This window comes from Algibacter mikhailovii (assembly GCF_014651495.1).
Lineage (GTDB): Bacteria > Bacteroidota > Bacteroidia > Flavobacteriales > Flavobacteriaceae > Algibacter_E > Algibacter_E mikhailovii.
The window spans coordinates 578,008-602,077 of the sequence record NZ_BMWZ01000002.1 but is presented as its reverse complement, the minus strand read 5'-3'; the positions used below and the strand labels follow the sequence as shown (position 1 = coordinate 602,077).

Sequence of the window (24,070 nt, the reverse complement as noted above, 5' to 3'; positions counted from 1 at the left end):
GTTATTTATTAATCTTAAAGATATGGAATGGCATGGTAGGATGCAACTCTACGTAGCACCACTCATTATTCCAATTATAACGACTATCAGTAATTAAATCATGCATTTCAAGGTTGTGCCCATGAGGTACACCAATATCATGTAGCGGTACTTGCACTGTGCCTTGCTGTGAATTATGAGCATCCAAACTAATAATAATAAAGATCTGATTTGTTCTATCATCATTCCATTTGTAGAATGCTATTAAATTGTCATTTTCAATATGACAGAATTTGATATTATTGGTTTGTTGAAGCGCCGGATTATGATGCCTTATGTAATTAATTTTGGCAATAACCGTTGTTAGTTTATTTTTAATATCCCAGTCATAATGCGTAATCTGGAACTTTTCAGAATTTAAATACTCTTCTTTGCCAAGTAAAGAGCTAGATAACATATATTCAAAAACAGGTCCATATATACCAATACTAGAACTTAGTGTTGCCGCTAAAGCATAACGTATGATGTGTTTTGACTCATTGGCACCTTGTAAGTGATAAGGGTTGATGTCTGGTGTATTTGGCCAAAAATTAGGCTGCATATATTCTTTAAGCTCAGATTTAGTGAGCTCCTCAACGTATTCAATAAGTTCATGTTTGCTTTCGCGCCATGTAAAATACGTATAGGATTGTGTGTAGCCTTGTTTAGCTAACTGCTGCATCACTTTTGGTGCAGTAAATGCCTCAGCCAAAAAGATAATATCAGGATGTTTTGCCTTGACTTGCGTAATGATCCAATTCCAAAAATAAAATGGTTTAGTGTGCGGATTGTCCACTCTAAAAATGCGTATACCACAATCAATCCAAAATAATAAAATATCTAAGCACTCATTCCAAAGGCTTTTGTAGTCTTCGCTTTCCCAGTAAATAGGTAAAATGTCCTGGTATTTTTTAGGCGGATTTTCAGCATATTGTACCGTGCCATCAGGACGCCATTTAAACCAAGACGGGTGTTCCTTAACCCAAGGATGATCGGGTGCCGCTTGTAGGGCATAATCCATGGCAATTTCAATATCATGATCCTTAGCTTTTTGAATTAAAGCCTTAAAGTCATCTAGGGACCCTAATTGTGGATGAATATCTTTATGGCCGCCGTATTGCGAGCCAATACCCCATGTTGAACCTACATCACCATCATAAGCCTCGGTGGTATTATTTTTACCTTTTCTATTCACCTCACCAATAGGATGAACTGGCGGTAAATAAACCACATCAAACCCCATGTTTTTTACTCTGGGCAGTATGCGTTCACAATCTTTAAATGTGCCATGAACACCTTCATGCTCTGAAGCCGAACGTGGAAAAAATTCATACCAAGTACTAAATCGTGCTTTTTTCCGGTCTACATACACCGTATAATCTATAGATGTATTTGCTAGGATTTTTAAAGGGTTAGCATAGAATATTTGGTAAAGTCTATCCGTGCAGGCTTCGGTTATGGCCTCGCCATAATCATTTTCATTTTTAAAGAGATCACGAAGCTTTTCTAAGTAAGCCTTATCCTCATTATTCACCTTGTCTAAAATAGCTTCTATATGCTCAACGCCTTCTAGTAATTCAGAATTGACATGTTGGCCGTCATTTATTTTTCTAATTAGGCCATAGCGCCAATTAAGCGCATAGTCAACCCAGGCTTGTACTTTATAGGTGTAATACCCTTGTTTTTCTACTGAAAAAGAACCGTGCCATTCGTCATTAGAACTCAAGGCAAGCCTAGTTTCTTTCCAAGTTTTTTCACGTTCATGTTTATAAACTACAGAGGCACCAAGAACATCATGACCATCTGCCATAATATGAGCGCTTACATTAACAATTTCTTGAACGACACGCTTAATATAGAATTCGCCATTATTAACGCTTGGCGAAACATAGTCTATAACAACTCTTTTTTGATTTTGCATAATCAGTTTTAATTAAAAAAAGGTAAAGTATAACATTAATTTGAGACTGTAAATAGAGGTGTTACCAAACCATCAAACGCAAACGTTTGATTGTTGATAAGTTACATAAAGGCTTGTGTTATATCACGTAACCTTTTGGAATAACAGCTCCTTTTTTGATAACCACAATACCGTCTTTTACAAAATAGGTGTCGGTTTCGGTATCCTCTAAATGTTTTCCGCCATTAATTCTAACATCATCACCAATTCTGCAGTTTTTGTCTATGATGGCATTTTTAATAAAACAGCGTTGACCAATACCCATAAGGACTTCTATTTTATTATTTTGAATTTGGTCTAAAGTTTCATAGCGATCACAGCCCATCATATAGGTGTTAATTACGGTAGACTCATCACCAATTCTAGAGCGAATACCAATAACAGATTGTTCTATTTTTGCGGCGCTTATAATACAGCCTTCAGCAATTACAGCTTTTTCAAGCATTGTTCCTGCTAATTTTGTTGTTGGAAGCATGCGTGCATTGGTATAAACGCGCTTTTTCCTGTCATATAAATCAAATTGAGGAATATCTGCCGTAAGTCCAATGTTTGCCTCAAAAAAGGAATCTATATTTCCAATATCAGTCCAGTAGCCCTCATATTGGTAGCTTAAGGTTTTATGTTGGTCTATAGCCTGAGGAATGATTTCTTTACCAAAATCATTAGTATCTGGGTTCTCCATTAACTTGGTTAAAAGGTCTCTGTTAAAGACATAAATACCCATAGAAGCGAGGTAATTTCTACCTTGTCCTTTCATCTCATCACTTACTTCTGAGGTCCATTCTGGTAATAAACTAGTATCTGGTTTTTCAATAAACGAGGTCACTACGTTAGAATCGTCTGATTTTAGAATACCAAATTCAGTAGCATCTTTCGCATTAACCGGAATAGTGGCTATCGAGATTTTTGCCTTAGCTTTAATATGTGCAGCTATCATTTTTTCATAATCCATTTGATATAATTGATCGCCTGATAATATCAAGAAATAATCAAAATCATGTCTTAAGAAATGGTGCATACTTTGACGTACGGCATCTGCTGTACCTTGAAACCATGTTTTATTATGCGGTGTTTGTTCAGCAGCCAATACATCAACAAAGGCACTACTAAAAAAGCTAAAGTGATAGGTGTTTTTAATATGGCGGTTTAACGAGGCCGAATTAAACTGTGTTAAAACAAACATGCGTTTAATATCAGAATTGATACAGTTAGAAATTGGAATATCTACTAATCTATATTTTCCTGCTATAGGAACAGCTGGTTTAGATCTGTCTTTAGTTAATGGATATAGTCTAGACCCTTGGCCGCCACCTAATATAATTGCTAGTACCTTATTGTTAATCATTGTTTGTTGTTTTATTTGGTTCGTTTATTGTTTTATATCAAAGATTTATAGAGACCTTCTACTTGTTTTGCAATGGCAATCCAATCAAAATGCTCCTCAACCCGTTTCCTGCCTTTAGTTGCCATGGCTTCTCTTAAGTTTTTATCACCAATCACTTTATTGACACCCTCAGCTAAATCTCTAGAGAATTTATCTGGATCAATAGGTTCAAATGGGGCTTCGGTTTGTTGTTCTAACGGAATTAAAATACCAGTCTCTCCATCTACAACCACTTCTTTTATCCCGCCAACCGCACTAGCCACTACCGCGGTGTTACATGCCATAGCTTCAATGTTTATGATGCCAAAAGGTTCATAAATTGAAGGACAACAAAAAACATCGGCATGTGAGTATAACTGAATAATTTCTTCTTTGGTGACCATTTTATCAATCCAAATAACATTATCGCGCGTCTTTTTAACTTCATTCACAGCATCTTCCATTTCTTTACCTATCTCTGGTGTGTCTGGAGCTCCTGCACAAAGTACGATTTGCGTATCGGGATCGATATATTTTATAGCATTAACTAAATGGATAATGCCTTTTTGGCGTGTAATACGTCCAACAAAGAGCACATAAGGTTTTGTTTTGTCAACATTATATTCATCTAATGTAGACGTTTCTGAGGTGGTTATATACTGCTGAAGATTAATACCGTTATAGATAACATGTATCTTACTTTCATCAACATCAAAATGTTTTATAACATCTTCTTTAGTTTCTTCAGAAACGGCGATTAAGGCATCGGCCATTTCAATAGCTGTTTTTTCAACCCATGATGAGGCATCATACCCACGGCCTAGTTGTTCGCGTTTCCAAGGTCTTAAAGGTTCTAAGGAGTGCGTTGTAATAACCAAAGGTGTGCCATAGCATAATTTTGCTACAATACCTGCAAAATGTGCATACCAAGTGTGGCAATGCACCACATCGGCATCAATAGGATCTGCATTCATTTGCAGACAGGTACTCAGGGTTTTAAAAACCGATTTTAGTTTATCATCAGCATGATCAAAAACAGGATTATCAAAAGGGAAGCCTTTTACTGTTAAATTGGTGGATTTGTCATCTTGATCACCAAAGCACCGGACATCTACTTCCATTAATTTAGCAAGTTCTCCTGCTAAATATTCAACATGTACCCCTGCGCCACCATAAACGTAAGGCGGGAATTCTCTGGTGTAAAAAAGTGCTTTCATATAGTTTATTGTCTTAAAATACCATCAAAAAAAAGAAATCCTATTTATATCAATTCCCTTTTTTTGCTTTTCATTTGAAAAATTATCAATACAATTATTTAAGAGGTACTCTTTTGAAAATCAAGCAAACTAGATATTAAAAATCGTTAAATTGTTAATAACAATTTACTGGCAGATTTTAAAAAACAACCCAAAACAAAATTAGATAAACATAGCGCTAACAAGGACTTGTGGTGTATGAACAAATTGTTAAGCGTACTATGTTATAAACATACAAAATATTTATTAACAATTTGATGCAAAAGGCTTTTTTAAAGAAAATAAAGTAGAATTAGAAATACGCCATATTATCACTAAAAAAAACAAGTGAAAACCTGATTTTAGCGTGAATCATTCATCAAAAAACTAAGCATTACTAGTTGGGACTACTAGGTAGTCCTCTTCTTTTTGTTTCGGGAAAACAGGATTGCTTAATCGTTAAGCTTTAATACAGCCATAAACGCCTGCTGAGGTATTTCAACATTACCTACTTGACGCATACGTTTTTTACCTTTTTTCTGCTTTTCAAGAAGCTTACGTTTACGTGAGATATCACCTCCATAACATTTTGCGGTAACGTCTTTTCTTAGTGCTTTTATGGTTTCACGAGAAATAATTTTAGCGCCAATAGCAGCCTGAATAGGAATGTCAAATTGTTGACGTGGTATTAATTCTCTTAATTTCTCACACATTTTACGTCCAATAGATTGGGCATTATCCGCATGAATTAGCGCTGACAGTGCATCAACAGGTTGGGCGTTTAGTAAGATGTCTAGGCGTACTAATTTTGAAGTTTTCATTCCAATTGGATGATAATCAAAAGAAGCATAGCCTTTTGAAACGGTTTTTAGTCTGTCATAAAAATCAAAAACAATTTCTGCCAAAGGCATTTCAAAGGTTAATTCAACACGCTCTGTGGTTAAATAGGTTTGATTTATTATCAAACCACGTTTTTCAATACATAAAGACATCACATTGCCTACAAAATCAGATTTTGTAATAATGGTCGCTTTTATATAAGGTTCTTCAACACGGTTTACCGTAGAAGGTTCTGGTAAATCAGAAGGGTTATTGACAATTAAAACCTCATCAGGGTTTTTATTAGTAAACGCATGGTATGATACGTTAGGTACCGTGGTAATTACGGTCATATCAAACTCACGTTCTAAACGTTCTTGGATAATTTCCATATGAAGCATCCCTAAGAAACCACAACGGAATCCAAAGCCTAATGCCGCCGAACTTTCTGGAGCAAAGACTAATGATGCATCATTTAATTGAAGTTTCTCCATAGAATTACGAAGTTCTTCATAGTCTTCAGTGTCAACGGGGTAAATCCCAGCAAAAACCATAGGTTTTACATCTTCAAAACCTTCAACAATATTTGTGGTTGGTTTTGCAAAATCTGTAATGGTATCACCTACTTTAACTTCTTTAGCGGTTTTTATTCCGGTAATTAAGTAACCAACATCACCTGTTTTCACACTCTTTTTGGCAACTTGGTTTAGCTTTAAGGTTCCAACCTCATCTGCGTAATAATCTTTATCTGTAGCAACAAATTTTATATGCTGCCCTTTTTTAATTTCGCCATTAAAGACTCTAAAATAGGTTTCAATACCTCTAAAAGTGTTGTAAACAGAGTCGAATATTAAGGCTTGTAGCGGAGCATCCGGATCACCTTTCGGCGCAGGTACACGATCTATAATGGCTTTTAAAATATTATCAACACCAAAGCCCGTTTTTCCACTAGCATGAATCACCTCTTCAGGGTCACAGCCTAGCAAGTCTACAATGTCATCAGTAACTTCTTCAGGGTTAGCACTTGGTAAATCTACTTTATTCAAAACAGGAATAATCTCTAAATCATTCTCTAAAGCCAAATAAAGATTAGAAATAGTTTGCGCCTGAATGCTTTGAGCTGCATCTACAATAAGTAAAGCGCCTTCACATGCTGCAATAGATCGAGAAACCTCATAAGAGAAATCTACGTGACCGGGTGTATCAATAAGGTTTAGAATGTATTGTTCACCGTCAAGTTCATAGTCCATTTGTATGGCATGCGACTTGATGGTTATGCCGCGTTCGCGCTCCAAATCCATGCTATCAAGCAGTTGTGCTTGCTGTTCTCTAGCGGTTACTGAACCTGTAAAATCTAACAAACGGTCTGCCAGTGTACTTTTACCGTGATCTATATGTGCAATAATGCAAAAATTTCTAATATTCTTCATAAAAAAATCTTTCTAAAAAAGATTGTGCAAAGATAGTTTAATTATTTGATGCTAAAAAGGATGTTCTTCAAGGTGAATAGCGTAGTGTTTATATATTGCTAATTGGATGATCTGGATGAAAATAAAAAAAGAGCTATGAACTGAAATACTTACTTTTATATTAGATTAGCGCAGAACAAATTATACTTAATGAAACCAATTATTCTTTTTTTATTCTTATTCGGCATACTCGCGGTGTCTCAAGCTCAAATAGTAGCAGTCTCCGAAGAGTTTCCTTTACCTACTAGTGTAAGTGAATCATCCGGTGTTATATATTTTAATAATAAACTGATAACGCATAATGATTCTGGTGGAAAAAATGAATTGTATGAAGTAGATCTAGCCTCCGGTTTAATAACGAGAACTATAACCGTGGCGAATGCTACTAATGTAGACTGGGAAGATTTGGCTCAAGATGATACCAGTATTTATATAGGAGATATTGGCAATAATATAAGCGGAAATAGAACAGATCTGAAGATTTATAAAATTAATAAAACGGACTTTTTAACGGCAGATACTGTAATGGCTAAAACCATAGCCTTTAGTTATTTAGATCAAATAGATTTTGAACCTTCTCCTCCTAATACTACCGCATGGGATGCCGAAGCCTTGGTGTCTTTTGATTCCAATGCTTTGATTCTTTTTAATAAGAACTGGGTTAATGGAATAACAAAAGGGTATATAGTTTCTAAAACACCTGGAACCTATGCCTTATCCCCATTACCCACTGCATTAAATAGTACTGGCTTAATTACTGGGGCCACATATAACCCAATAAGTGCCAAACTTTTTTTGGTTGGTTATTCTAATGGTGCATTACCTAATGTTTTACAACCCTTTGTATGGACCTGCGAAAACTTTACAACTCAAGATGTTTTCTCAGGAACCAACACGCTCACCTCGCTTGCAGATACCTTTAGTTTTGAACAAACCGAAGCCATTGCCTACAAGGATGAGTCTAATTATTTTATTACCTCTGAAGCCTTTACAATCTCTGTCCTATCTGATTATGCAAAACTGATATCGTTTTCTACAAATGATAAGGCATTATCAATCGCTTCAGAGCAGGACATCAAACAATTTGAAGTTTTTCCAAACCCTATTGATAACTTTTTGCATATTAAAGGGTCTGAAATTTCAAGTGTTCAAATCTATGATACGAAAAAGGTATTGTTATTTCAAGGCAGTACTTTTTTAATAGATATGTCACAATTAAGTGCTGGGATTTATTTTGTAAGTATTCAATTTAATGATCATTCTACAGCTGTTAAAAAAATAATCAAAAAGTAGCTTAACGGTTCAAAGTCTTTATGATGTATTCCAAACAAGATTTTATCTCTAAAATTCATTTGATTATTTCACTGTTAATTGTAATCCCTGTAGCTTTTATCTATGGCTTTAATCCGAGTTCGTCATTTGATTTACAGGTAAATACTCTGGATGAGCACTCTTTTTTTAAGGCCATTATGGGTGTGTATTTGGGGTTCTCTGTTGTTTGGCTATTAGGCCTTTTTAAAGCTAAGTTTTTAAAAGTAGCCTTGATTACCAACATGGTGTTTATGTTAGGTCTGGGTTTTGGAAGGTTACTGGGGTTCTTTATAGATGGTATGCCCAATATGAATCTTGTTTTTGGAGCTTTTGGCGAATTGTTTTTAGGGTTTTACGGGGTTTGGGTTTTAAACAGACCATAGGAATTGTTACCCTGAATTAAAGGAAGTCATTTATTATCTATTTTAGAGGGTTCTAATTTTATGTTTTGAGCGAGTCGTATTACTGAAATCATAAAGGTTATGGTCCTTTGTAGCATGTGTTTTGTTTGTAAATGAGACGTTTTTAGGCTGAAATTTAACAGCGCCATGCATTAAGGCAAACAACGTTTCAAATATTTATATCTTTGCAAATTGAAAAAGCATTCATTTTGGTAAAAATAGATAACATAGAACTTCCTGATTTCCCATTGCTTCTAGCACCTATGGAAGATGTGAGTGATCCCCCATTTCGCGCATTATGTAAAGAGCAAGGCGCAGATGTAGTGTATACCGAGTTTGTGTCTAGTGAAGGACTAATACGCAACGCTGCTAAGAGCGTCATGAAGTTGGATATTTACGAAAAAGAACGCCCTGTAGGCATTCAAATATTTGGTGCCAATTTAGATAGTATGTTGCAAACTATTGATATCGTTGCAGAATCAAAGCCAGATATTATTGATATTAATTTTGGGTGTCCTGTTAAGAAGGTGGTGAGTAAAGGTGCAGGTGCGGGTATTTTAAAAGATGTTTGCCTTATGGAAAAGCTTACTGCCGAAATGGTTAAGCGTACTCATATTCCTATTACGGTAAAAACCCGATTGGGGTGGGACCATGATTCTATTAGAATTGTTGAGGTTGCCGAGCGTTTACAAGATGTAGGCTGTAAGGCCATTGCTATTCATGGGCGTACACGTGCGCAGATGTATAAAGGCGATGCCGATTGGAAACCTATTGCCCAAGTAAAAGACAACCCTAGAATGCATATTCCGGTTTTTGGAAACGGCGATATTACTAGTCCAGAACGTGCCATGGAAATGCGAGATGATTACGGATTAGATGGTGCAATGATTGGAAGAGCCTCTATAGGGAATCCTTGGTTTTTTAAACAGGTGAAACACTTTTTTGAAACTGGTGAACATTTAGCGCCTATTTCTTTGGAGGAACGTGTGGAAGCAGCACGCAGACATTTACAAATGTCAATTGACTGGAAAGGTGAAATTCTTGGTGTTTTTGAAACCCGTCGCCATTATACAAACTATTTTAAAGGTATACCACATTTTAAAGAATACCGCATGAAAATGGTAACTTCAGATCATTCTGAAGATGTCTTTGCAGCCTTTGATGAGGTGCTGGATAAATTTGCGGGATATCAGTTTGCCGAGTAGATTAAGGCAAAACGAATTTACTTAATGTATCATTTTCTATAATAGTCATACCATTACAGATGTTATGATAAAACACGCTTAATAATAATATGTCACTTGGGCCTTTTATTTGCTAGGCTAAACACCTTGTTTCTTATATATAGAGCTCGGTTGTTGAATACATTTCTTTTAAAACGAAGGAGCTTTCAAGAACACCAATGTTTTCAATTTTTGAAAGTTTTAGCCTCACAAACTCATGATAACTTTCTAGACTGTCCATGTTTATTTTTAAAAAAAAATCCACTTTTCCTGCCATATGATAGCATTCTTGAACCTCCTTAAGGGCCTTAATTTGGTTTTCAAATGTATCTATAAAACCTTCGTTATGATAACGTAATGAGACCATACATATGGCTGTAATGGGATTGTTTAACTGAACTTTATCAAGTAGGGCCACATATTTTTTTATATAGCCTTTGTTTTCTAGGCGCTTAATGCGCTCGTAAATAGGGGATGCTGTTAAATTGAGCATTTCAGCTATTTCCTTAGTGGTTTTCTTAGAGTTTTTTTGTAAAATTCTTAAGATTTTGAGGTCAGTATCGTCTAGTTTTTCCATGCAGATAAAATCACTTTTAATGTCGTTTAAAAATACAGGTTAAAGATAATAATTGTGAAATAAAACAAAAATCAAGTAAAAATTACTTTTTTTTTATTAAACTCAAGTGTATTTTAATCAACAATCTCTTTTTTGTATAATTTTGTTCTGTTCAAAAGCTTAAAATGGAAAAGAAAAATATTTTAGTCACCGGGGCAACAGGGCAGTTGGGCAGTGTTTTAACAAAAATGTTGCAGAGAAAACATGGTTTGAATAATGTCATTGCATCAGATTTAAAAAAGCAAGAACATTTTGAAGGTCTTTTTGAGTTTATTGATGTAACAGATTTTGATGCGCTTCAAGAAAGTGTGCTAAAAAATGAAATAACGGAAATATATCATTTGGCAGCGATCTTATCAGCTAATGGCGAAAAAAACCCATTAAACACCTGGGATGTCAACATGAAATCCTTATTTAATGTTTTAGAGGTTTCTAGAATTCACGGTATAAACAAAGTGTTTTACCCGAGTTCAATAGCTGTATTTGGTGATAATGTTAAAAGAGTTGCTACCCCGCAATCATCAAATCTAACCCCATCTACGGTTTATGGTATAAGTAAAGCTAGCGGTGAAAACTGGGTGAATTATTACTACACTAAGTACGGTTTGGACGTGCGTTCAATAAGGTATCCCGGTATTATTGGATACCAATCCATGCCAAGTGGTGGTACTACAGATTATGCGGTAGATATTTATCATAAAGCGGTAAAGCAGGAACCGTTTGAATGTTTTTTAGAGGCGTCCACTGAGTTACCCATGATATTCATGGATGATGCCATAAGGGCAACCATAGAATTAATGAATGCGCCTAGTGAAGCTATTTCAGTAAGAACATCATATAATGTGTCAGGGATGAGTTTTACGCCAAAACAGGTGTTTCATTCAATACAAAAATTATATCCTGATTTTGAAATAAAGTATAAGCCAGATTTTAGACAGGATATTGCGAATTCGTGGCCTAAAAGTATTGATGATTCATTTGCAAAAAAGGATTGGAGATGGAAACCAGAATATGATTTGGATAGGATGACCACAATAATGATAAAGAAATTGAGAGCACATTATAATGCCATAAAAATATAAATCTTATGTACGGAAAGATTAAGGAAAACCTGGAAAACGAATTAGAATCTATTAGAGATAATGGACTTTATAAGGAAGAACGCATCATTACGACGTCTCAAGATGCTGTTATAAAAGTATCTACTGGTGAAGAAGTGATTAACTTTTGTGCCAATAATTACTTGGGCTTATCAAATAATAAGGCCGTTATCCAAGCGGCTAAGGACACCTTAGATACACATGGTTTTGGCATGTCTTCGGTACGTTTTATATGTGGTACTCAGGATATTCATAAGGCCTTAGAAGCAAAAATTGCAGAATTTTTTCATTGTGAAGACACCATTTTGTATGCCGCAGCTTTTGATGCTAACGGGGGTGTTTTTGAGCCTTTACTATCAAAAGAAGATGCTATTATTTCAGATGCATTAAACCATGCCTCTATTATAGATGGTGTGCGCCTATGTAAAGCAGCACGGTTTCGATATGCTAATAATGACATGGCTGACTTAGAAGCTCAGTTAATTGCAGCTAATGAACAAAATCATCGTTTTAAAATAATTGTGACCGATGGCGTTTTTTCAATGGATGGTGTTGTGGCTGAGTTAGATAAAATATGTGACTTAGCCGACAAGTATGATGCCTTAGTTATGGTTGATGAATGTCATGCAGCCGGTTTTATAGGTAAAACAGGTCGAGGAACTATTGAGTTAAAAAAAGTCTTAGGTAGAGTTGATATCGTTACTGGAACATTAGGTAAGGCTCTTGGTGGTGCTATGGGCGGATATACTACCGGAAAGAAAGAGATTATAGATATGCTTCGCCAACGTTCGAGACCTTATTTGTTTTCAAATTCTTTAGCACCTGCAATAGTAGGGGCGTCCTTGAAGGTATTTGAACTTTTAGACAGTAATACTGCTTTGCGGGATAAATTGGAAGCCAATACCCTTTATTTTAGAAGTAAAATGGAAGCGGCAGGATTTGATTTGGTTGGTGCAGACGCTGCAATTGTACCTGTCATGCTTTATGATGCCAAGCTTTCACAAGTTATGGCCAATGAATTGTTGTTGGAAGGTATTTATGTTATAGGTTTTTTCTATCCAGTAGTGCCTCAAAACAAGGCAAGAATAAGAGTGCAACTATCTGCGGCACATACTAAGGCGCATTTGGATAAGGCGATACAGGCATTCATAAAAGTAGGTAGGAAACTCGAGGTTATAAGTTAATAGCCAATGGCTGATTGCTGGTGAAAGGCTTGTTTTCTCTCGTTTCCTAAATTATAAATCCTGAACTAAAGACCTTGTAATACGTGCAGAGGCAATTCTTGATGCGATAATTCCCAAAATAGATATCGTTAAAAAGACAATGAAAAAGTTTTCTGTTTTTATAACCACAGGATAGGCCAGTGACGGTGTTATCATAACCAGGTTGAATGTTTTTTGAAGTAAGGTAATAACAAAAGCTACGGCTAAACCAATAAGTCCACCAAAAACACTCATTAAGCTACCTTGATAAAAAAATATTTTTCGAATATCTTTTACCGTGGCGCCTATATTAAAAAGTGTGTTTAGGCTTTGTTTTTTGTCTAACATCATCATCACTAGAGAGCCAATAACATTAAAAAAGGCTATGATGAGAACAAGAGTAAAGATGAGGTAAACGGCTAAGTTCTCAGTGTTCAACATTTTATACAGGGCGTCATTGAGTTGTGCTCTGTTCTTTATTATAACGCGATCACCCAAAACGGCTTGAATGTCTGCTTTGATTTGAGTTTCATCAGCACCTTCTTTGAGCTTAAATTCAATAGATGTAATTTGATTAGCATCATAATTAAGTAAGTCTTTTGCTAATTCAATGGGTGCAAAAATATATTTATCATTTAAACTTTCATTAATAAAGAAGATGCCTACATTTAATGCTTTTACTGTATTAAAGGCATTTTTTGTAGATGTAATTTGACCTTTGCCAGGTTTGGGAACATAAATATTTATAGGTCTTGTATAATCTAAAATACCTAGTGACAAACTATTTGATATGCCCCAGCCAACCACAATTTGATTTGATTTTTGGTCTAGCCATTCGCCATAATCAATAACAGAATCTATACTGACTATGCTTTGAAATTGCGCATCAACACCTTTGATGACTGCTAAGGTATTTTTGTTTTGAGAAGCTATAAATACACGTTCTTCAACAACTTGTGAATAGTTTACAATATCTTCAATTGAATTAAGCGCAGCAATGTCAGTAGCGTCCAGAAAAAAGGATTTACCCGTGCTAGCTTCGGCTTTTAAGTCGGGGTCAATTTCGCTTGAAAACTGTAATGTAAAATCTTTGAGTCCAGCAAAACCAGAAAGTACTATAAATAATGAGGCTGACCCCAATATAACACCAATTATGGCGATATAGGTGATAAAGTTAATAGCATTATTCGTGCTCTTTGAGCGTAAATATCGTTTGGCTATATATAAGGAGAAACTCAATGAGCGTTTAAGATTTTTTTCTTTTATCTAAAGTCGATGGATCTTTTATTGGGTTTTCTTTGCCTTTTAAAGATTGTTCTATTTGGTCTATATACTCCAGTGAGTCATCTATAAAAAACTCTAAATGAGGCATACGTCTTAATTGATTTTTGGTACGCTGAGCAAGTTCATGACGAATTAACGGCGTATTGGATTTAATGCCTTCCAAAAGTTCCTGGGCCTTATCATTTGGAAAAATACTGAGATACACTTTGGCAACCGATAAATCGACCGTCACTTTTACCTTAGAAACAGAAATTAGAACCCCGCGCATACCACCTTCTGTGGCTGCTCTTTGAAGTACATCAACTAAATCGTTCTGTAAAACAGATCCTATCTTTTTTTGTCTTTGACTTTCCTCTATATCACTCATTATACATCCTTATTAAAGGTTCAGAATGCAAAAATAACGGATATTTAAAGATTATCTTACTTTTAGAATGCTATTTTCGTATTTTGATGCGTAATTAGATAGGTTTTGGCTTTTGAAAATTTAAGATAAACAGAAAATGAATAAAATTGAACATATAGGAATTGCCGTAGAAAACCTAGAAGAATCGAATGCCTTGTTTTCCAAACTTTTTGGCGAACCACATTATAAAACAGAAGCCGTGGAAAAAGAGGGGGTTATGACGTCATTTTTCAAGGTAGGGCCAAATAAAATTGAATTATTAGAAGCTACAAAACCGGATAGTCCGATAGCAAAATTTATTGAAAGAAATGGCCCAGGTATTCATCATATAGCCTTTGATGTGGATGATATTGTTACTGAAATTGAGCGACTTAAGAGTGAGGGCTTTGATGTGTTAAACGAAACCCCTAAACAAGGAGCAGATAATAAGTTAGTGGCCTTTTTACATCCAAAATCATCAAATGGTGTTTTAATTGAATTATGTCAAGAGATAAAGGGTTAATTTTTCTTGGTCAGAAATAAAATAAGTATTAATATTGCACTCCAATTTCGGTCCTATAGCTCAGTTGGTTAGAGCACCTGACTCATAATCAGGTGGTCCATGGTTCGAGTCCATGTGGGACCACTTCTAGAAATTGTAAAGCCTTACAGAGATGTAAGGCTTTTTTTGTTTAGCTAATACTGTCCTCTTATAACCCAAAATTATTAGATTCTAATGCGGTACTAAAAATAGATGTAAAACCAAAACCATTGATATGTCTTGTGAAAGTTGGTGTTGAATTTGGGCATAGTTATATTGCCAAAGGTTTAAATAAAAACTACGGGCTATTTATACTTTATCTATCTGTTTTAAAACAAAATGGGAGGAATGATTTTATATGTTTTGATAACTTGGGAGTTTTAGTTGGTGCGGCGTTAATTATTTACTGGTAAAAACGAGTTTTTTCTATCAAACCTGAGGTCAAAACTTCTAATAATGACATATGTTTAATTGATTTCACTATGTCACAGATTTTATTTTTCGTTTACAGCTATTTATCTATATTTGCTCGTCAAATAAAAATGGGTGTTTGTTGGATTAACTGCTCTTGTTTTTTATTTGTAAGAGAAAAGTTACTAATTATATATTTTGGGTTTAAAATCGGTATTTTAACGAACTTTTAAAACGTTTCACAGATGTTTTTTATTGAATAAGCTTGTAAATATTTTGTTAAATCACTTTTTTTTATACTTTTGTGCCCCGATGACGATACAAAATAAAAGAATAATTGCCTCAGTCTTATTTGTATTAATAAGTACTATTTGTTTTTCGCAAACTCCGCCTGTGCCACCTCCGGGTCCGCCAACGCCCCCACTTCCTATTGATGGTGGTGTGCTATGTGGTGTATTTGTAGCGTTGTTTTATGGAGTTAAAAGAATAGTTTCCCAAAAAAATTAGGAAGGACTAGTTATTTAAATCCATTAATTTGGATACATATTTCCCTAAAACATCAAATTCTAAATTTACAACAGTGCCAATTTTAAAGGTATTGAAGTTAGTGTGCTCGTAGGTAAATGGAATAATGGCCACACTGAAACTGTCTTTTTTTGAGTTCACTACAGTTAAACTTGTGCCATTTACGGTTATAGAGCCTTTCTCAATCGTAATGTTGTTGAGCGCAGAATCATAATTAAAAGTAAATATCCAGCTTCCGTTGTCTTCTTTTATTGCTGTACAGGTGGCTGTTTGATCTACATGCCCTTGAACAATATGGCCATCCAAACGATCCCCAAGTTTCATGGCGCGTTCTAAATTAACCCGATTTCCAACTTTTAAATAGCTAAGGCTGGTCTTGTCTAGTGTTTCTTTGATGGCAGTTACCGTGTAAATGTCATTTTCAATTGCAATAACCGTTAGGCAAACGCCATTATGCGCCACACTTTGGTCAATTTTTAATTCAGAAGTGATTTTACTTTTTATAGATATATGCAGGTTGTCAAATTCTGTCACTAGGTTAGTGACTACACCAATATCTTCAATAATTCCGGTAAACATATTAATTCCTGTTTATTTGGTTAAATTTGCAAAACCAAAATTACAAACAAAAGTTGTCATTATTAATGAAGCAAGGTGAAAATATAGTAGTAGGTATATCAATAGGTGATTTAAACGGTATTGGTGGAGAAATTGTTTTGAAAACGTTTGAAGATTCAAGGATGTTAGATTTCTGTACGCCCGTAATTTTTGCATCCATTAAGGCCATGTCTTTTTTTAAGACGCATTTTAATTCGGGAATAAACTTTCACAGTATTCAGGACTTGAATAATATTGTACATAATAAGGTCAATGTCTTTAACTGTTGGAATGAGCCTGCCAAGATAGAATTTGGGGTGGAAGATCCTAAAATGGGTGAATTTGCAATAAAATCTTTAGAAGCCGGAACAAAAGCCTTAAAAGATAGTCAGGTTGATGTTCTGGTTACGGCACCCATTAATAAACATAATATTCAGTCTGATACATTTAATTTCCCAGGACATACAGATTATTTAGCTAAAGAATTAGATGGGGATAGTTTGATGTTCATGATAACCGATGACTTGAGGGTGGGATTGTTAACAGATCATGTGCCTGTTAAAGATGTAGCTGAGCATATTACACCTCAATTAATAGAGCAAAAGGTAAATACGGTATATGATTCTCTTAAAAGAGATTTTAAAATTCAAAAGCCAAAAATTGCGGTTTTAGGAATTAATCCGCATACTGGCGATAATGGTGTTATAGGTCGTGAGGATGATGAGGTTCTTAGGCCAGCACTTCATAAAATAAAAGAACAAGGAAAGTTGGTATTTGGTCCTTATGCTGCCGATAGTTTTTTTGGGTCTAATAATTATAAGAATTTTGATGCCATTATTGCATCGTATCATGACCAGGGTTTAATACCTTTTAAAACATTATCATTTGGTCAAGGCGTAAATTTTACTGCGGGTTTGAGTAAAGTGAGAACTTCTCCCGACCATGGTACAGCTTATGAGATCGCTGGAAAGGGGATAGCTGATGAAAACTCATTTAAGGAAGCTACCTTTAGTGCGATACAGATTTTTAAAAACAGGGTTGGTTTTGAAGCGCTTACAAAAAACCCACTTAAAAAGGCAGCGCGAAATGGACGTCGGTAAGTTCTTGATTCTTAGGGGTAAAATTTAAAATGAGCAACAAAAAATGATATGAACAAAAAAATGTTTATAAGTCATGTTGCGTAAATAAAAATTATTATATTTGCAGGCTCAAAATAGATGTGATAATGAAGGTTTTGAAGGAGTTCACTATTCCGTTTGTAGGATTAAAGATAGGAAAGCACCATTTTGAGTATAAAGTAGAGCAATCGTTCTTTGAACATTTTGAGTATGAGGATTTTAATGATGCACATTTAGAGGTAGCAGTTGAATTTGAAAAAAAGACAACACTATTAGAATTGCATTTTAAAATTACGGGATGGGTTAACGTGAATTGTGACGTGACAAATGAACCCTATAATCAAACAATTAATAATGAGTTTGATTTAGTAGTGAAATTTGGTGAAGAATACAATGATGAATATATTGACGTATTAATTGTACCTCATGGTACTTATGAAATAAATATACAGCAATATATCTATGAATTAGCCATATTAGGAGTTCCCGTAAAACGCATTCATCCTGGAGTTGAAGATGGTACGCTTGACTCAGACATACTTAAAAAGCTTGAAGAATTAAGTCCAAAGATTAAAGAAAGTAAGAATACAGATGAGGATATTGATCCTCGATGGAATACATTAAAGAAATTATTAACGGATAAATAAAAACATAAAATGGCACATCCTAAAAGAAAAATCTCGAAAACAAGAAGAGATAAAAGAAGAACACATTACAAAGCAACTGCGCCACAGATTGCTACATGCCCAACAACAGGTGAACCACATTTGTATCACAGAGCTCACTGGCATGAAGGAAAATTATACTACAGAGGTCAAGTATTGATTGATAATTCTGAAGAAATAGAAAACGTTGCGTAATTAGTTATGCATGCATAAGAAAACGCTCATTTATGAGCGTTTTTTTTTTCTTAAATATTTTTTCTAAAGGACAAAAACGTTTAATTTGCATTCTATTACATCAAAATTTAGTAGTTTTCACCATTTTTTGAATGTTTTTTATCCAATTTTAATGATTTTTTGTCGAATTAACTATAAGTTATGAGTAGAATTTCAGCGGCAATAACAGCTGTAGGTGCTTATGTGCCCGAATATGTGTTAACCAATCAAATTCTTGAGACGATGGTTGATACTAATGATGAATGGATAACCAGCAGAACTGGAATAAAAGAACGACGCATTCTAAAAGATGATGGTAAAGGAACCTCTTATTTAGCCATTAAAGCAGCAAAGGACCTTATTAATAAAAAGGGAATAGATCCTAAAGATATTGAATTGGTCATTGTGGCAACAGCAACCCCAGATATGAAAGCGGCTTCAACAGCAGCATTCACAGCCTCAGAGATTGGAGCAACTAATGCCTTTTCATTTGATATGGATGCGGCATGTTCTAGCTTTTTATTCGGTATGTCAGTTGCAGCAGGATATATTGAATCTGGGCGTTATAAAAATGTACTCTTAATAGGAGCTGATAAAATGTCTTCTATTATTAATTATAAAGATAGAGCCACTTGTATTATTTTTGGAGATGGTGCTGGTGCCGTTTTGTTTGAACCTAATGAAGAAAATTTAGGATTACAAGATGAATATTTACGTAGCGATGGTACTGGACGTGAGTTTTTGCAAGCTACTTATGGTGGTTCTTCGCATAAATTAACCGCCGAGATATTAGAAAAAGGGGGCCAGTATGCTTTTCAAGAAGGACGTACCGTATTTAAAAATGCTGTATTTAATATGGCTGATGCGGCTGTAAAAATATTAGAACGTAATAATTTAACAAAAGACAGTGTAGATTGGCTGGCAGCACATCAAGCAAATAAGCGTATTATTGATGCTACAGCACAACGCATAGAATTGGAGGATGAAAAAGTGATGGTGAACATCCATAAATATGGAAATACAACATCAGCGACTTTACCTTTACTTATTAACGATTATGAATCACAACTCAAAAAAGGCGATAATATAGTTTTTGCGGCTTTTGGAGGCGGATTTAATTGGGGTGCCATTTATTTAAAATGGGCCTATAATTCAAAATAACTAACCACTAATTAAATAGGAAAATCATGGACATAAAAGAGATTCAAAGCCTAATTAAGTTTGTTGCCAAATCTGGCGCTAGCGAGGTTAAATTGGAAATGGAAGATATAAAAATCACCATTAAAACAGGATCGGACTCAGATACCACTATAGTGCATCAAGTTCCTGCAGCTCAAATGCCACAACAAATATTGTCTGCACCTCCTGTTGTTGAGGCGAGTGCACCAGCAGCGGCAGCACCAGCGGCACCAGCGGCAGAGGATTCAAAATATATCACTATCAAGTCACCAATTATTGGTACATTCTATAGAAAACCATCACCAGATAAGCCTTTATTTGTAGAAGTAGGTCAAACTATTGCTGAAGGTGATGTGTTATGTATTATTGAAGCGATGAAACTTTTCAACGAAATTGAATCTGAAGTTTCTGGAAAAATTGTTAAAATATTAGTCGATGATTCTTCTCCGGTAGAGTTTGATCAACCATTATTTTTAGTAGATCCATCTTAATTTTAGATTATTAGATTTCTCGATGATTAGTTGGTTTTCTAATTTTCGAATAATCCGATTGTCTATTTAATCTAATTCAAGAAAAGATGTTTAAAAAAATATTGATAGCCAATAGAGGGGAAATAGCACTGCGTGTTATTAGAACCTGTAAAGAAATGGGCATAAAAACGGTGGCGGTTTACTCAACGGCAGATGAAGAAAGTCTGCATGTTAAATTTGCTGATGAAGCCGTTTGTATAGGACCACCATCTAGTGCAGAGTCTTATTTAAAGATGTCTAATATTATCTCTGCCGCAGAAATTACTAATGCAGATGCCATTCATCCCGGATACGGGTTTCTATCTGAAAACGCTAAGTTTTCAAAAATCTGTGAAGAACACGGGATAAAATTTATCGGCGCTTCACCAGAAATGATTGATAGAATGGGGGATAAAGCAAATGCCAAGGAAACCATGAAAGCGGCTGGTGTGCCATGTGTACCAGGTAGTGATGGTATTATCAAGGATTTTGCTGAATGTGAAAAACTTGCCGTTGAAACAGGATATCCTGTTATGCTTAAAGCTTCTGCTGGAGGTGGCGGTAAGGGAATGCGTGGGGTTTTTAAGCCTGAAGATCTTAAAGATGCTTGGGATTCTGCTAGGCAAGAATCTAAAGCTGCCTTTGGAAATGATGATATGTACATGGAAAAGCTCATTGAAGAGCCAAGGCATATTGAGATTCAAATTGTAGGAGATTCTAGTGGTAGAGCCTGTCACTTATCCGAAAGAGATTGTTCTATTCAACGTCGTCATCAAAAGTTAACAGAAGAGGTACCTTCGCCATTTATGACTACCGCACTTCGGAAAAAAATGGGAGAGGCTGCAGTAAGTGCTTCAGAGTATATTAAGTATGAAGGTGCAGGGACTATTGAGTTTTTGGTTGATAAGCATCGTAACTTCTACTTCATGGAAATGAATACGCGTATTCAAGTAGAGCATCCTATTACGGAACAAGTTATTGATTTTGATTTAATACGTGAACAAATCTTAGTAGCGGCAGGTGTGCCAATTTCTGGTAAAAATTATACACCTAAGTTACATTCTATAGAATGTAGAATTAATGCTGAAGACCCGTTTAATGATTTCAGACCATCACCTGGTATGATTACAACATTACACGCACCAGGAGGTCATGGTGTGCGTTTAGATACGCATGTATATGCTGGGTATTCTATTCCGCCTAATTATGATTCAATGATTGCAAAGTTGATAACAACAGCGCAAACTAGAGAAGAGGCCATTAATAAAATGAAGCGTGCTTTAGATGAATTTGTTATTGAAGGTATCAAAACAACGATACCATTCCATAGACAGCTCATGGATCACCCCGATTATTTAGCGGGTAACTATACCACAAAATTCATGGAAGATTTTGTCATAGAAAGACAAGTTGAAGAATAAATAATAAAAACTCCGAAAGTAAATTTTCGGAGTTTTTTTATGCCCTAAATTAACAGCATAACTTAGGTATTGGCGTTAATTTAGGGTCAATGAATTCATGATTTTATTTGTTCAACTTCTTCCGAATAGGCCATTTTTATTGTGCTGTGCAATTTCCATAGTGGCTTCAAACTTTAATTTAAAATCATAACTTAGCCTTATGAATTTATCCTATTGGGAAATAAAGACTTGGTTTTCTCAAGTTGACTTTTGCATTGTTGGCAGTGGCATTGTGGGGTTAAGTTGTGCTTTAGAATTAAGAAAGCGCTTCCCAAGAGCAAAAATTGTAATACTTGAAAAGGGGGTATTGCCACAAGGCGCAAGTTCTAAAAATGCTGGATTCGCGTGCTTTGGTAGTTTGAGCGAACTACTGGATGATTTAAAAGAGCATTCCTTTGATGATGTTTTTAATTTGGTTAAAAGACGTTCAGACGGTCTTAAACTATTGAGGCGGACCTTGGGAGATCAGGCAATTAATTATCAGCAACTTGGTGGGTATGAACTGTTTTTAGATAAGGATGCAGACCTGTTGGAGGATTGTTTGTCAAAAAAGGAAGTGATTAATAATCTGCTGAACCCTATTTTTGGAGATTCAGTATTTAGTTTAAAAAGCAATAGCTTTAATTTTAAAAAAATAAAAACGCACTATATTTTCAATCAGTTTGAAGGTCAAATCGATACAGGTAAAATGATAGAAGCCCTATTACATAAAGTCCTTTCAAATGGTGTTAAAATTATAAATAGCATTCATGTCAAGGACTTTGCAGAGATGAACCAATCTGTAAAAGTAATTACCAATATTAATGAGTTTTCTACGGCTAAATTAATAATTGCGACTAATGGATTTGCTTCGCAGTTAATTAATGTGCCCGTTAGGCCGGCAAGAGCTCAGGTTTTAATTACAGAACCTATTAGGGACTTGCATATAAAAGGAACTTTTCACTTAGACAGGGGCTATTATTATTTTAGAAATATTGACAATCGTATTTTATTAGGCGGTGGCAGACACCTTGATTTTACGGGAGAACAAACGACTGTTTTTGACCAAACTAAAAAAATTCAAGAAGCATTAGAAGCCTTATTAAAAACAGTAATTTTACCAGAAACATCTTTTGAAATAGCACATAGATGGAGCGGGATTATGGGCGTTGGAAATCAAAAAAAGGCTATGGTAAAAGCGCTAAGTAATAATGTGTATTGCGGTGTTCGTCTTGGGGGCATGGGTGTGGCTATTGGGAGTAGCATAGGTCAGGAATTATCAAACTTAATAGAATAAATGTTCAGACGATTATTTAGAGTTTTTCTTAAATTACTGCTTTGGTTTGTGCTTATTTCATTTGGTTTGGTGCTTTTTTTTAAATGGGTTCCTGTACCACTTACGCCATTAATGGTTATTCGGTATTTTGAATCAGATTCCCCGAAAATATTGAAACATGATTGGGTTTCAATAGATGACATTTCAAAGCACTTACAACTTGCAGTTATTTGCAGTGAAGATCAAAATTTTTTAAATCATAATGGATTTGATTTTACCGCCATCAAAAAAGCCATAGAAAATAATAAAAAAGGAAAGCGATTAAAAGGGGGGAGCACGATTAGTCAGCAAACGGCTAAAAATGTGTTTTTATGGCCCCAACGCAGTTGGTTGAGAAAAGGTTTTGAAATATATTTCACAGGCCTCATTGAACTGTGCTGGTCTAAAGAACGAATAATGGAGGTGTACCTTAATAGTATAGAAATGGGAACTGGAATTTATGGCGCTGAGTGTGCATCGCAATATTGGTTTAATAAATCTGCGATTACACTAACAAAATATGAGGCTGCAGCACTTGCCACTATTCTACCAAGTCCAAGAACATACAAAGCCAAACCTGCCACAAGCTACATTGAATCAAGAAAAGTTTGGATTGTAAGACAAATGGGATATTTTGGTAATTTGAACTACACTAAAAGTAAATGACTGAAGATTTAAAGATTAAGGAAGCCTTAATGGCGTCATGTGAACATTTTGTTGAAGATAGGCTAGCTACAATTCAGGTTACGATTAACGACATACAAACGGCATTGACTTCAGAGACTAAAAGTAGTGCTGGAGATAAGCATGAAACGGGTAGAGCAATGCTGCAATTAGAACGTGAAAAGGCCGGGAATCAAATGGCTGAGGTTCAAAAAATAAAGGAAATACTTTCTAAAATTGATATTTACAAAACGATTGTAAAGATTGGTGTTGGATCTGTGGTGTACACCTCTGAACTAAATTATTTTATAGGTATCAGTGCAGGAAAAGTGCATGTTGCTAATGAACCCTTTTATGCGGTTTCGGCTTCTACTCCCATGGGAAAATTACTAATGGCGCATCAAGTCGGTGATTTTATTCAATTTAGAAATCAAAACTTTAAAATTATTAAGGTAATCTAAATTATTTTCAGCGTATCTTTAAGACATTGCTATAATTTAGATTAAGAA

At 35.2% G+C, this 24,070-nt stretch carries 24 protein-coding genes and 1 tRNA gene; 17 read left to right on the top strand and 8 right to left on the bottom strand.

Features of this window, described 5'->3' with window-relative positions; all coding sequences use genetic code 11:
- Position 1: 1 nt before the first annotated feature.
- The 4 genes from IE051_RS06055 to lepA form a co-directional block, all read right to left on the bottom strand.
- Entirely contained in the window at positions 2–1,939 is a 1,938-nt protein-coding gene (locus tag IE051_RS06055; RefSeq protein ID WP_189359874.1) for an alpha-1,4-glucan--maltose-1-phosphate maltosyltransferase, read from the bottom strand.
- A 118-nt stretch (positions 1,940–2,057) separates the two neighbouring features.
- Positions 2,058–3,323, bottom strand: a complete 1,266-nt coding sequence (locus tag IE051_RS06050) for a glucose-1-phosphate adenylyltransferase (RefSeq protein WP_189359873.1) — start codon at positions 3,321–3,323, stop codon at positions 2,058–2,060.
- A gap of 32 nt (positions 3,324–3,355) precedes the next feature.
- The gene (gene glgA / locus IE051_RS06045) at positions 3,356–4,558 is read right to left on the bottom strand and encodes a glycogen synthase (protein ID WP_189359872.1); all 1,203 of its coding nucleotides are present in this window, start codon (positions 4,556–4,558) and stop codon (positions 3,356–3,358) included.
- Positions 4,559–5,028: 470 nt separating this feature from the next.
- The gene (gene lepA, locus IE051_RS06040; protein WP_189359871.1) at positions 5,029–6,825 is read right to left on the bottom strand and encodes a translation elongation factor 4; all 1,797 of its coding nucleotides are present in this window, start codon (positions 6,823–6,825) and stop codon (positions 5,029–5,031) included.
- A 189-nt stretch (positions 6,826–7,014) separates the two neighbouring features.
- Here lepA and IE051_RS06035 point away from each other — a divergent pair, with 189 nt between their 5' ends.
- The 3 genes from IE051_RS06035 to dusB all read left to right on the top strand — a co-directional run bounded on the left by IE051_RS06035 (position 7,015) and on the right by dusB (position 9,781).
- Complete coding sequence (locus IE051_RS06035; RefSeq protein ID WP_189359870.1) at positions 7,015–8,157, top strand: T9SS type A sorting domain-containing protein; 1,143 nt, start codon at positions 7,015–7,017, stop codon at positions 8,155–8,157.
- Between the two features lie 20 nt (positions 8,158–8,177).
- Positions 8,178–8,558, top strand: coding sequence for a DUF4345 domain-containing protein (locus tag IE051_RS06030; RefSeq protein ID WP_189359869.1), 381 nt, complete (start codon positions 8,178–8,180; stop codon positions 8,556–8,558).
- A 227-nt stretch (positions 8,559–8,785) separates the two neighbouring features.
- Positions 8,786–9,781 carry a tRNA dihydrouridine synthase DusB gene (gene dusB, locus IE051_RS06025; RefSeq protein ID WP_189359923.1) on the top strand — a complete coding sequence of 332 codons (996 nt, stop codon included), beginning with the start codon at positions 8,786–8,788 and terminating at the stop codon, positions 9,779–9,781.
- A 133-nt stretch (positions 9,782–9,914) separates the two neighbouring features.
- On the opposite strand, the gene IE051_RS06020 is transcribed toward dusB, so the two are convergent.
- Positions 9,915–10,376 carry an Lrp/AsnC family transcriptional regulator gene (locus IE051_RS06020; protein WP_189359868.1) on the bottom strand — a complete coding sequence of 154 codons (462 nt, stop codon included), beginning with the start codon at positions 10,374–10,376 and terminating at the stop codon, positions 9,915–9,917.
- Positions 10,377–10,540: 164 nt separating this feature from the next.
- Between IE051_RS06020 and IE051_RS06015 the strand changes: the two genes are divergently transcribed.
- Positions 10,541–11,497, top strand: coding sequence for an NAD-dependent epimerase/dehydratase family protein (locus tag IE051_RS06015; protein WP_189359867.1), 957 nt, complete (start codon positions 10,541–10,543; stop codon positions 11,495–11,497).
- Between the two features lie 5 nt (positions 11,498–11,502).
- Positions 11,503–12,699, top strand: coding sequence for a glycine C-acetyltransferase (gene kbl / locus IE051_RS06010; RefSeq protein WP_189359866.1), 1,197 nt, complete (start codon positions 11,503–11,505; stop codon positions 12,697–12,699).
- Between the two features lie 51 nt (positions 12,700–12,750).
- Here the strand turns inward: kbl and IE051_RS06005 are convergent, their stop codons facing one another.
- Together IE051_RS06005 and rbfA are read right to left on the bottom strand one after the other, a co-directional pair.
- The gene (locus tag IE051_RS06005) at positions 12,751–13,956 is read right to left on the bottom strand and encodes an ABC transporter permease (protein ID WP_189359865.1); all 1,206 of its coding nucleotides are present in this window, start codon (positions 13,954–13,956) and stop codon (positions 12,751–12,753) included.
- A 7-nt stretch (positions 13,957–13,963) separates the two neighbouring features.
- Entirely contained in the window at positions 13,964–14,368 is a 405-nt protein-coding gene (gene rbfA / locus IE051_RS06000; protein ID WP_189359864.1) for a 30S ribosome-binding factor RbfA, read from the bottom strand.
- Positions 14,369–14,504: 136 nt separating this feature from the next.
- Between rbfA and mce the strand changes: the two genes are divergently transcribed.
- The 3 genes from mce to IE051_RS18785 all read left to right on the top strand — a co-directional run bounded on the left by mce (position 14,505) and on the right by IE051_RS18785 (position 15,845).
- Positions 14,505–14,909 (top strand): methylmalonyl-CoA epimerase, encoded by a 405-nt coding sequence (mce, locus tag IE051_RS05995; protein WP_189359863.1) that lies wholly within the window; start codon positions 14,505–14,507, stop codon positions 14,907–14,909.
- Between the two features lie 49 nt (positions 14,910–14,958).
- A tRNA-Ile gene (locus tag IE051_RS05990) sits at positions 14,959–15,032 on the top strand.
- 618 nt (positions 15,033–15,650) lie between these two features.
- Complete coding sequence (locus tag IE051_RS18785; RefSeq protein WP_505595215.1) at positions 15,651–15,845, top strand: Fjoh_0651 family PID-CTERM protein; 195 nt, start codon at positions 15,651–15,653, stop codon at positions 15,843–15,845.
- Positions 15,846–15,851: 6 nt separating this feature from the next.
- Here IE051_RS18785 and IE051_RS05985 read toward each other — a convergent pair whose 3' ends face one another.
- Positions 15,852–16,442: a riboflavin synthase gene (locus IE051_RS05985; protein ID WP_189359862.1), complete on the bottom strand. Its 591-nt coding sequence runs from the start codon at positions 16,440–16,442 to the stop codon at positions 15,852–15,854.
- Positions 16,443–16,507: 65 nt separating this feature from the next.
- On the opposite strand from IE051_RS05985, the gene pdxA reads away from it, so the two are divergent.
- The 9 genes from pdxA (at position 16,508) to IE051_RS05940 (ending at position 24,022) form a co-directional block, all read left to right on the top strand.
- Positions 16,508–17,560 carry a 4-hydroxythreonine-4-phosphate dehydrogenase PdxA gene (gene pdxA / locus IE051_RS05980; protein ID WP_189359861.1) on the top strand — a complete coding sequence of 351 codons (1,053 nt, stop codon included), beginning with the start codon at positions 16,508–16,510 and terminating at the stop codon, positions 17,558–17,560.
- A 125-nt stretch (positions 17,561–17,685) separates the two neighbouring features.
- Positions 17,686–18,225, top strand: coding sequence for a YceD family protein (locus tag IE051_RS05975; RefSeq protein ID WP_189359860.1), 540 nt, complete (start codon positions 17,686–17,688; stop codon positions 18,223–18,225).
- A gap of 9 nt (positions 18,226–18,234) precedes the next feature.
- Positions 18,235–18,438, top strand: a complete 204-nt coding sequence (rpmF, locus tag IE051_RS05970) for a 50S ribosomal protein L32 (RefSeq protein ID WP_189359859.1) — start codon at positions 18,235–18,237, stop codon at positions 18,436–18,438.
- A 180-nt stretch (positions 18,439–18,618) separates the two neighbouring features.
- A complete protein-coding gene (locus IE051_RS05965) occupies positions 18,619–19,617 on the top strand; it encodes a beta-ketoacyl-ACP synthase III (protein ID WP_189359858.1) in 999 nt (332 codons plus the stop codon).
- A gap of 26 nt (positions 19,618–19,643) precedes the next feature.
- Positions 19,644–20,126, top strand: a complete 483-nt coding sequence (gene accB / locus IE051_RS05960) for an acetyl-CoA carboxylase biotin carboxyl carrier protein (RefSeq protein WP_189359857.1) — start codon at positions 19,644–19,646, stop codon at positions 20,124–20,126.
- Between the two features lie 86 nt (positions 20,127–20,212).
- Complete coding sequence (gene accC / locus IE051_RS05955; RefSeq protein ID WP_189359856.1) at positions 20,213–21,565, top strand: acetyl-CoA carboxylase biotin carboxylase subunit; 1,353 nt, start codon at positions 20,213–20,215, stop codon at positions 21,563–21,565.
- A 199-nt stretch (positions 21,566–21,764) separates the two neighbouring features.
- Entirely contained in the window at positions 21,765–22,880 is a 1,116-nt protein-coding gene (locus tag IE051_RS05950) for an NAD(P)/FAD-dependent oxidoreductase (protein ID WP_189359855.1), read from the top strand.
- Positions 22,881–23,564, top strand: a complete 684-nt coding sequence (mtgA, locus tag IE051_RS05945; protein ID WP_189359854.1) for a monofunctional biosynthetic peptidoglycan transglycosylase — start codon at positions 22,881–22,883, stop codon at positions 23,562–23,564. It begins immediately after the preceding gene.
- Entirely contained in the window at positions 23,561–24,022 is a 462-nt protein-coding gene (locus tag IE051_RS05940) for a 3-oxoacyl-ACP synthase (protein ID WP_229796742.1), read from the top strand. Before mtgA ends, IE051_RS05940 begins: the two co-directional genes overlap by 4 nt.
- The last annotated feature ends 48 nt before the right edge of the window (positions 24,023–24,070 follow it).

Excerpts from the sequence above, each read along its gene's own strand:
- IE051_RS06055 (WP_189359874.1), bottom strand. The coding sequence starts at position 1,939 with ATGCAAAATCAAAAAAGAGTTGTTATAGACTATGTTTCGCCAAGCGTT.
- IE051_RS06050 (WP_189359873.1), bottom strand. The coding sequence starts at position 3,323 with ATGATTAACAATAAGGTACTAGCAATTATATTAGGTGGCGGCCAAGGG.
- glgA (WP_189359872.1), bottom strand. The coding sequence starts at position 4,558 with ATGAAAGCACTTTTTTACACCAGAGAATTCCCGCCTTACGTTTATGGT.
- lepA (WP_189359871.1), bottom strand. The coding sequence starts at position 6,825 with ATGAAGAATATTAGAAATTTTTGCATTATTGCACATATAGATCACGGT.
- IE051_RS06035 (WP_189359870.1), top strand. The coding sequence starts at position 7,015 with ATGAAACCAATTATTCTTTTTTTATTCTTATTCGGCATACTCGCGGTG.
- IE051_RS06030 (WP_189359869.1), top strand. The coding sequence starts at position 8,178 with ATGATGTATTCCAAACAAGATTTTATCTCTAAAATTCATTTGATTATT.
- IE051_RS06020 (WP_189359868.1), bottom strand. The coding sequence starts at position 10,376 with ATGGAAAAACTAGACGATACTGACCTCAAAATCTTAAGAATTTTACAA.
- IE051_RS06015 (WP_189359867.1), top strand. The coding sequence starts at position 10,541 with ATGGAAAAGAAAAATATTTTAGTCACCGGGGCAACAGGGCAGTTGGGC.
- kbl (WP_189359866.1), top strand. The coding sequence starts at position 11,503 with ATGTACGGAAAGATTAAGGAAAACCTGGAAAACGAATTAGAATCTATT.
- rbfA (WP_189359864.1), bottom strand. The coding sequence starts at position 14,368 with ATGAGTGATATAGAGGAAAGTCAAAGACAAAAAAAGATAGGATCTGTT.
- mce (WP_189359863.1), top strand. The coding sequence starts at position 14,505 with ATGAATAAAATTGAACATATAGGAATTGCCGTAGAAAACCTAGAAGAA.
- IE051_RS18785 (WP_505595215.1), top strand. The coding sequence starts at position 15,651 with ATGACGATACAAAATAAAAGAATAATTGCCTCAGTCTTATTTGTATTA.
- IE051_RS05985 (WP_189359862.1), bottom strand. The coding sequence starts at position 16,442 with ATGTTTACCGGAATTATTGAAGATATTGGTGTAGTCACTAACCTAGTG.
- pdxA (WP_189359861.1), top strand. The coding sequence starts at position 16,508 with ATGAAGCAAGGTGAAAATATAGTAGTAGGTATATCAATAGGTGATTTA.
- IE051_RS05975 (WP_189359860.1), top strand. The coding sequence starts at position 17,686 with ATGAAGGTTTTGAAGGAGTTCACTATTCCGTTTGTAGGATTAAAGATA.
- rpmF (WP_189359859.1), top strand. The coding sequence starts at position 18,235 with ATGGCACATCCTAAAAGAAAAATCTCGAAAACAAGAAGAGATAAAAGA.
- IE051_RS05965 (WP_189359858.1), top strand. The coding sequence starts at position 18,619 with ATGAGTAGAATTTCAGCGGCAATAACAGCTGTAGGTGCTTATGTGCCC.
- accB (WP_189359857.1), top strand. The coding sequence starts at position 19,644 with ATGGACATAAAAGAGATTCAAAGCCTAATTAAGTTTGTTGCCAAATCT.
- accC (WP_189359856.1), top strand. The coding sequence starts at position 20,213 with ATGTTTAAAAAAATATTGATAGCCAATAGAGGGGAAATAGCACTGCGT.
- IE051_RS05950 (WP_189359855.1), top strand. The coding sequence starts at position 21,765 with ATGAATTTATCCTATTGGGAAATAAAGACTTGGTTTTCTCAAGTTGAC.
- mtgA (WP_189359854.1), top strand. The coding sequence starts at position 22,881 with ATGTTCAGACGATTATTTAGAGTTTTTCTTAAATTACTGCTTTGGTTT.
- IE051_RS05940 (WP_229796742.1), top strand. The coding sequence starts at position 23,561 with ATGACTGAAGATTTAAAGATTAAGGAAGCCTTAATGGCGTCATGTGAA.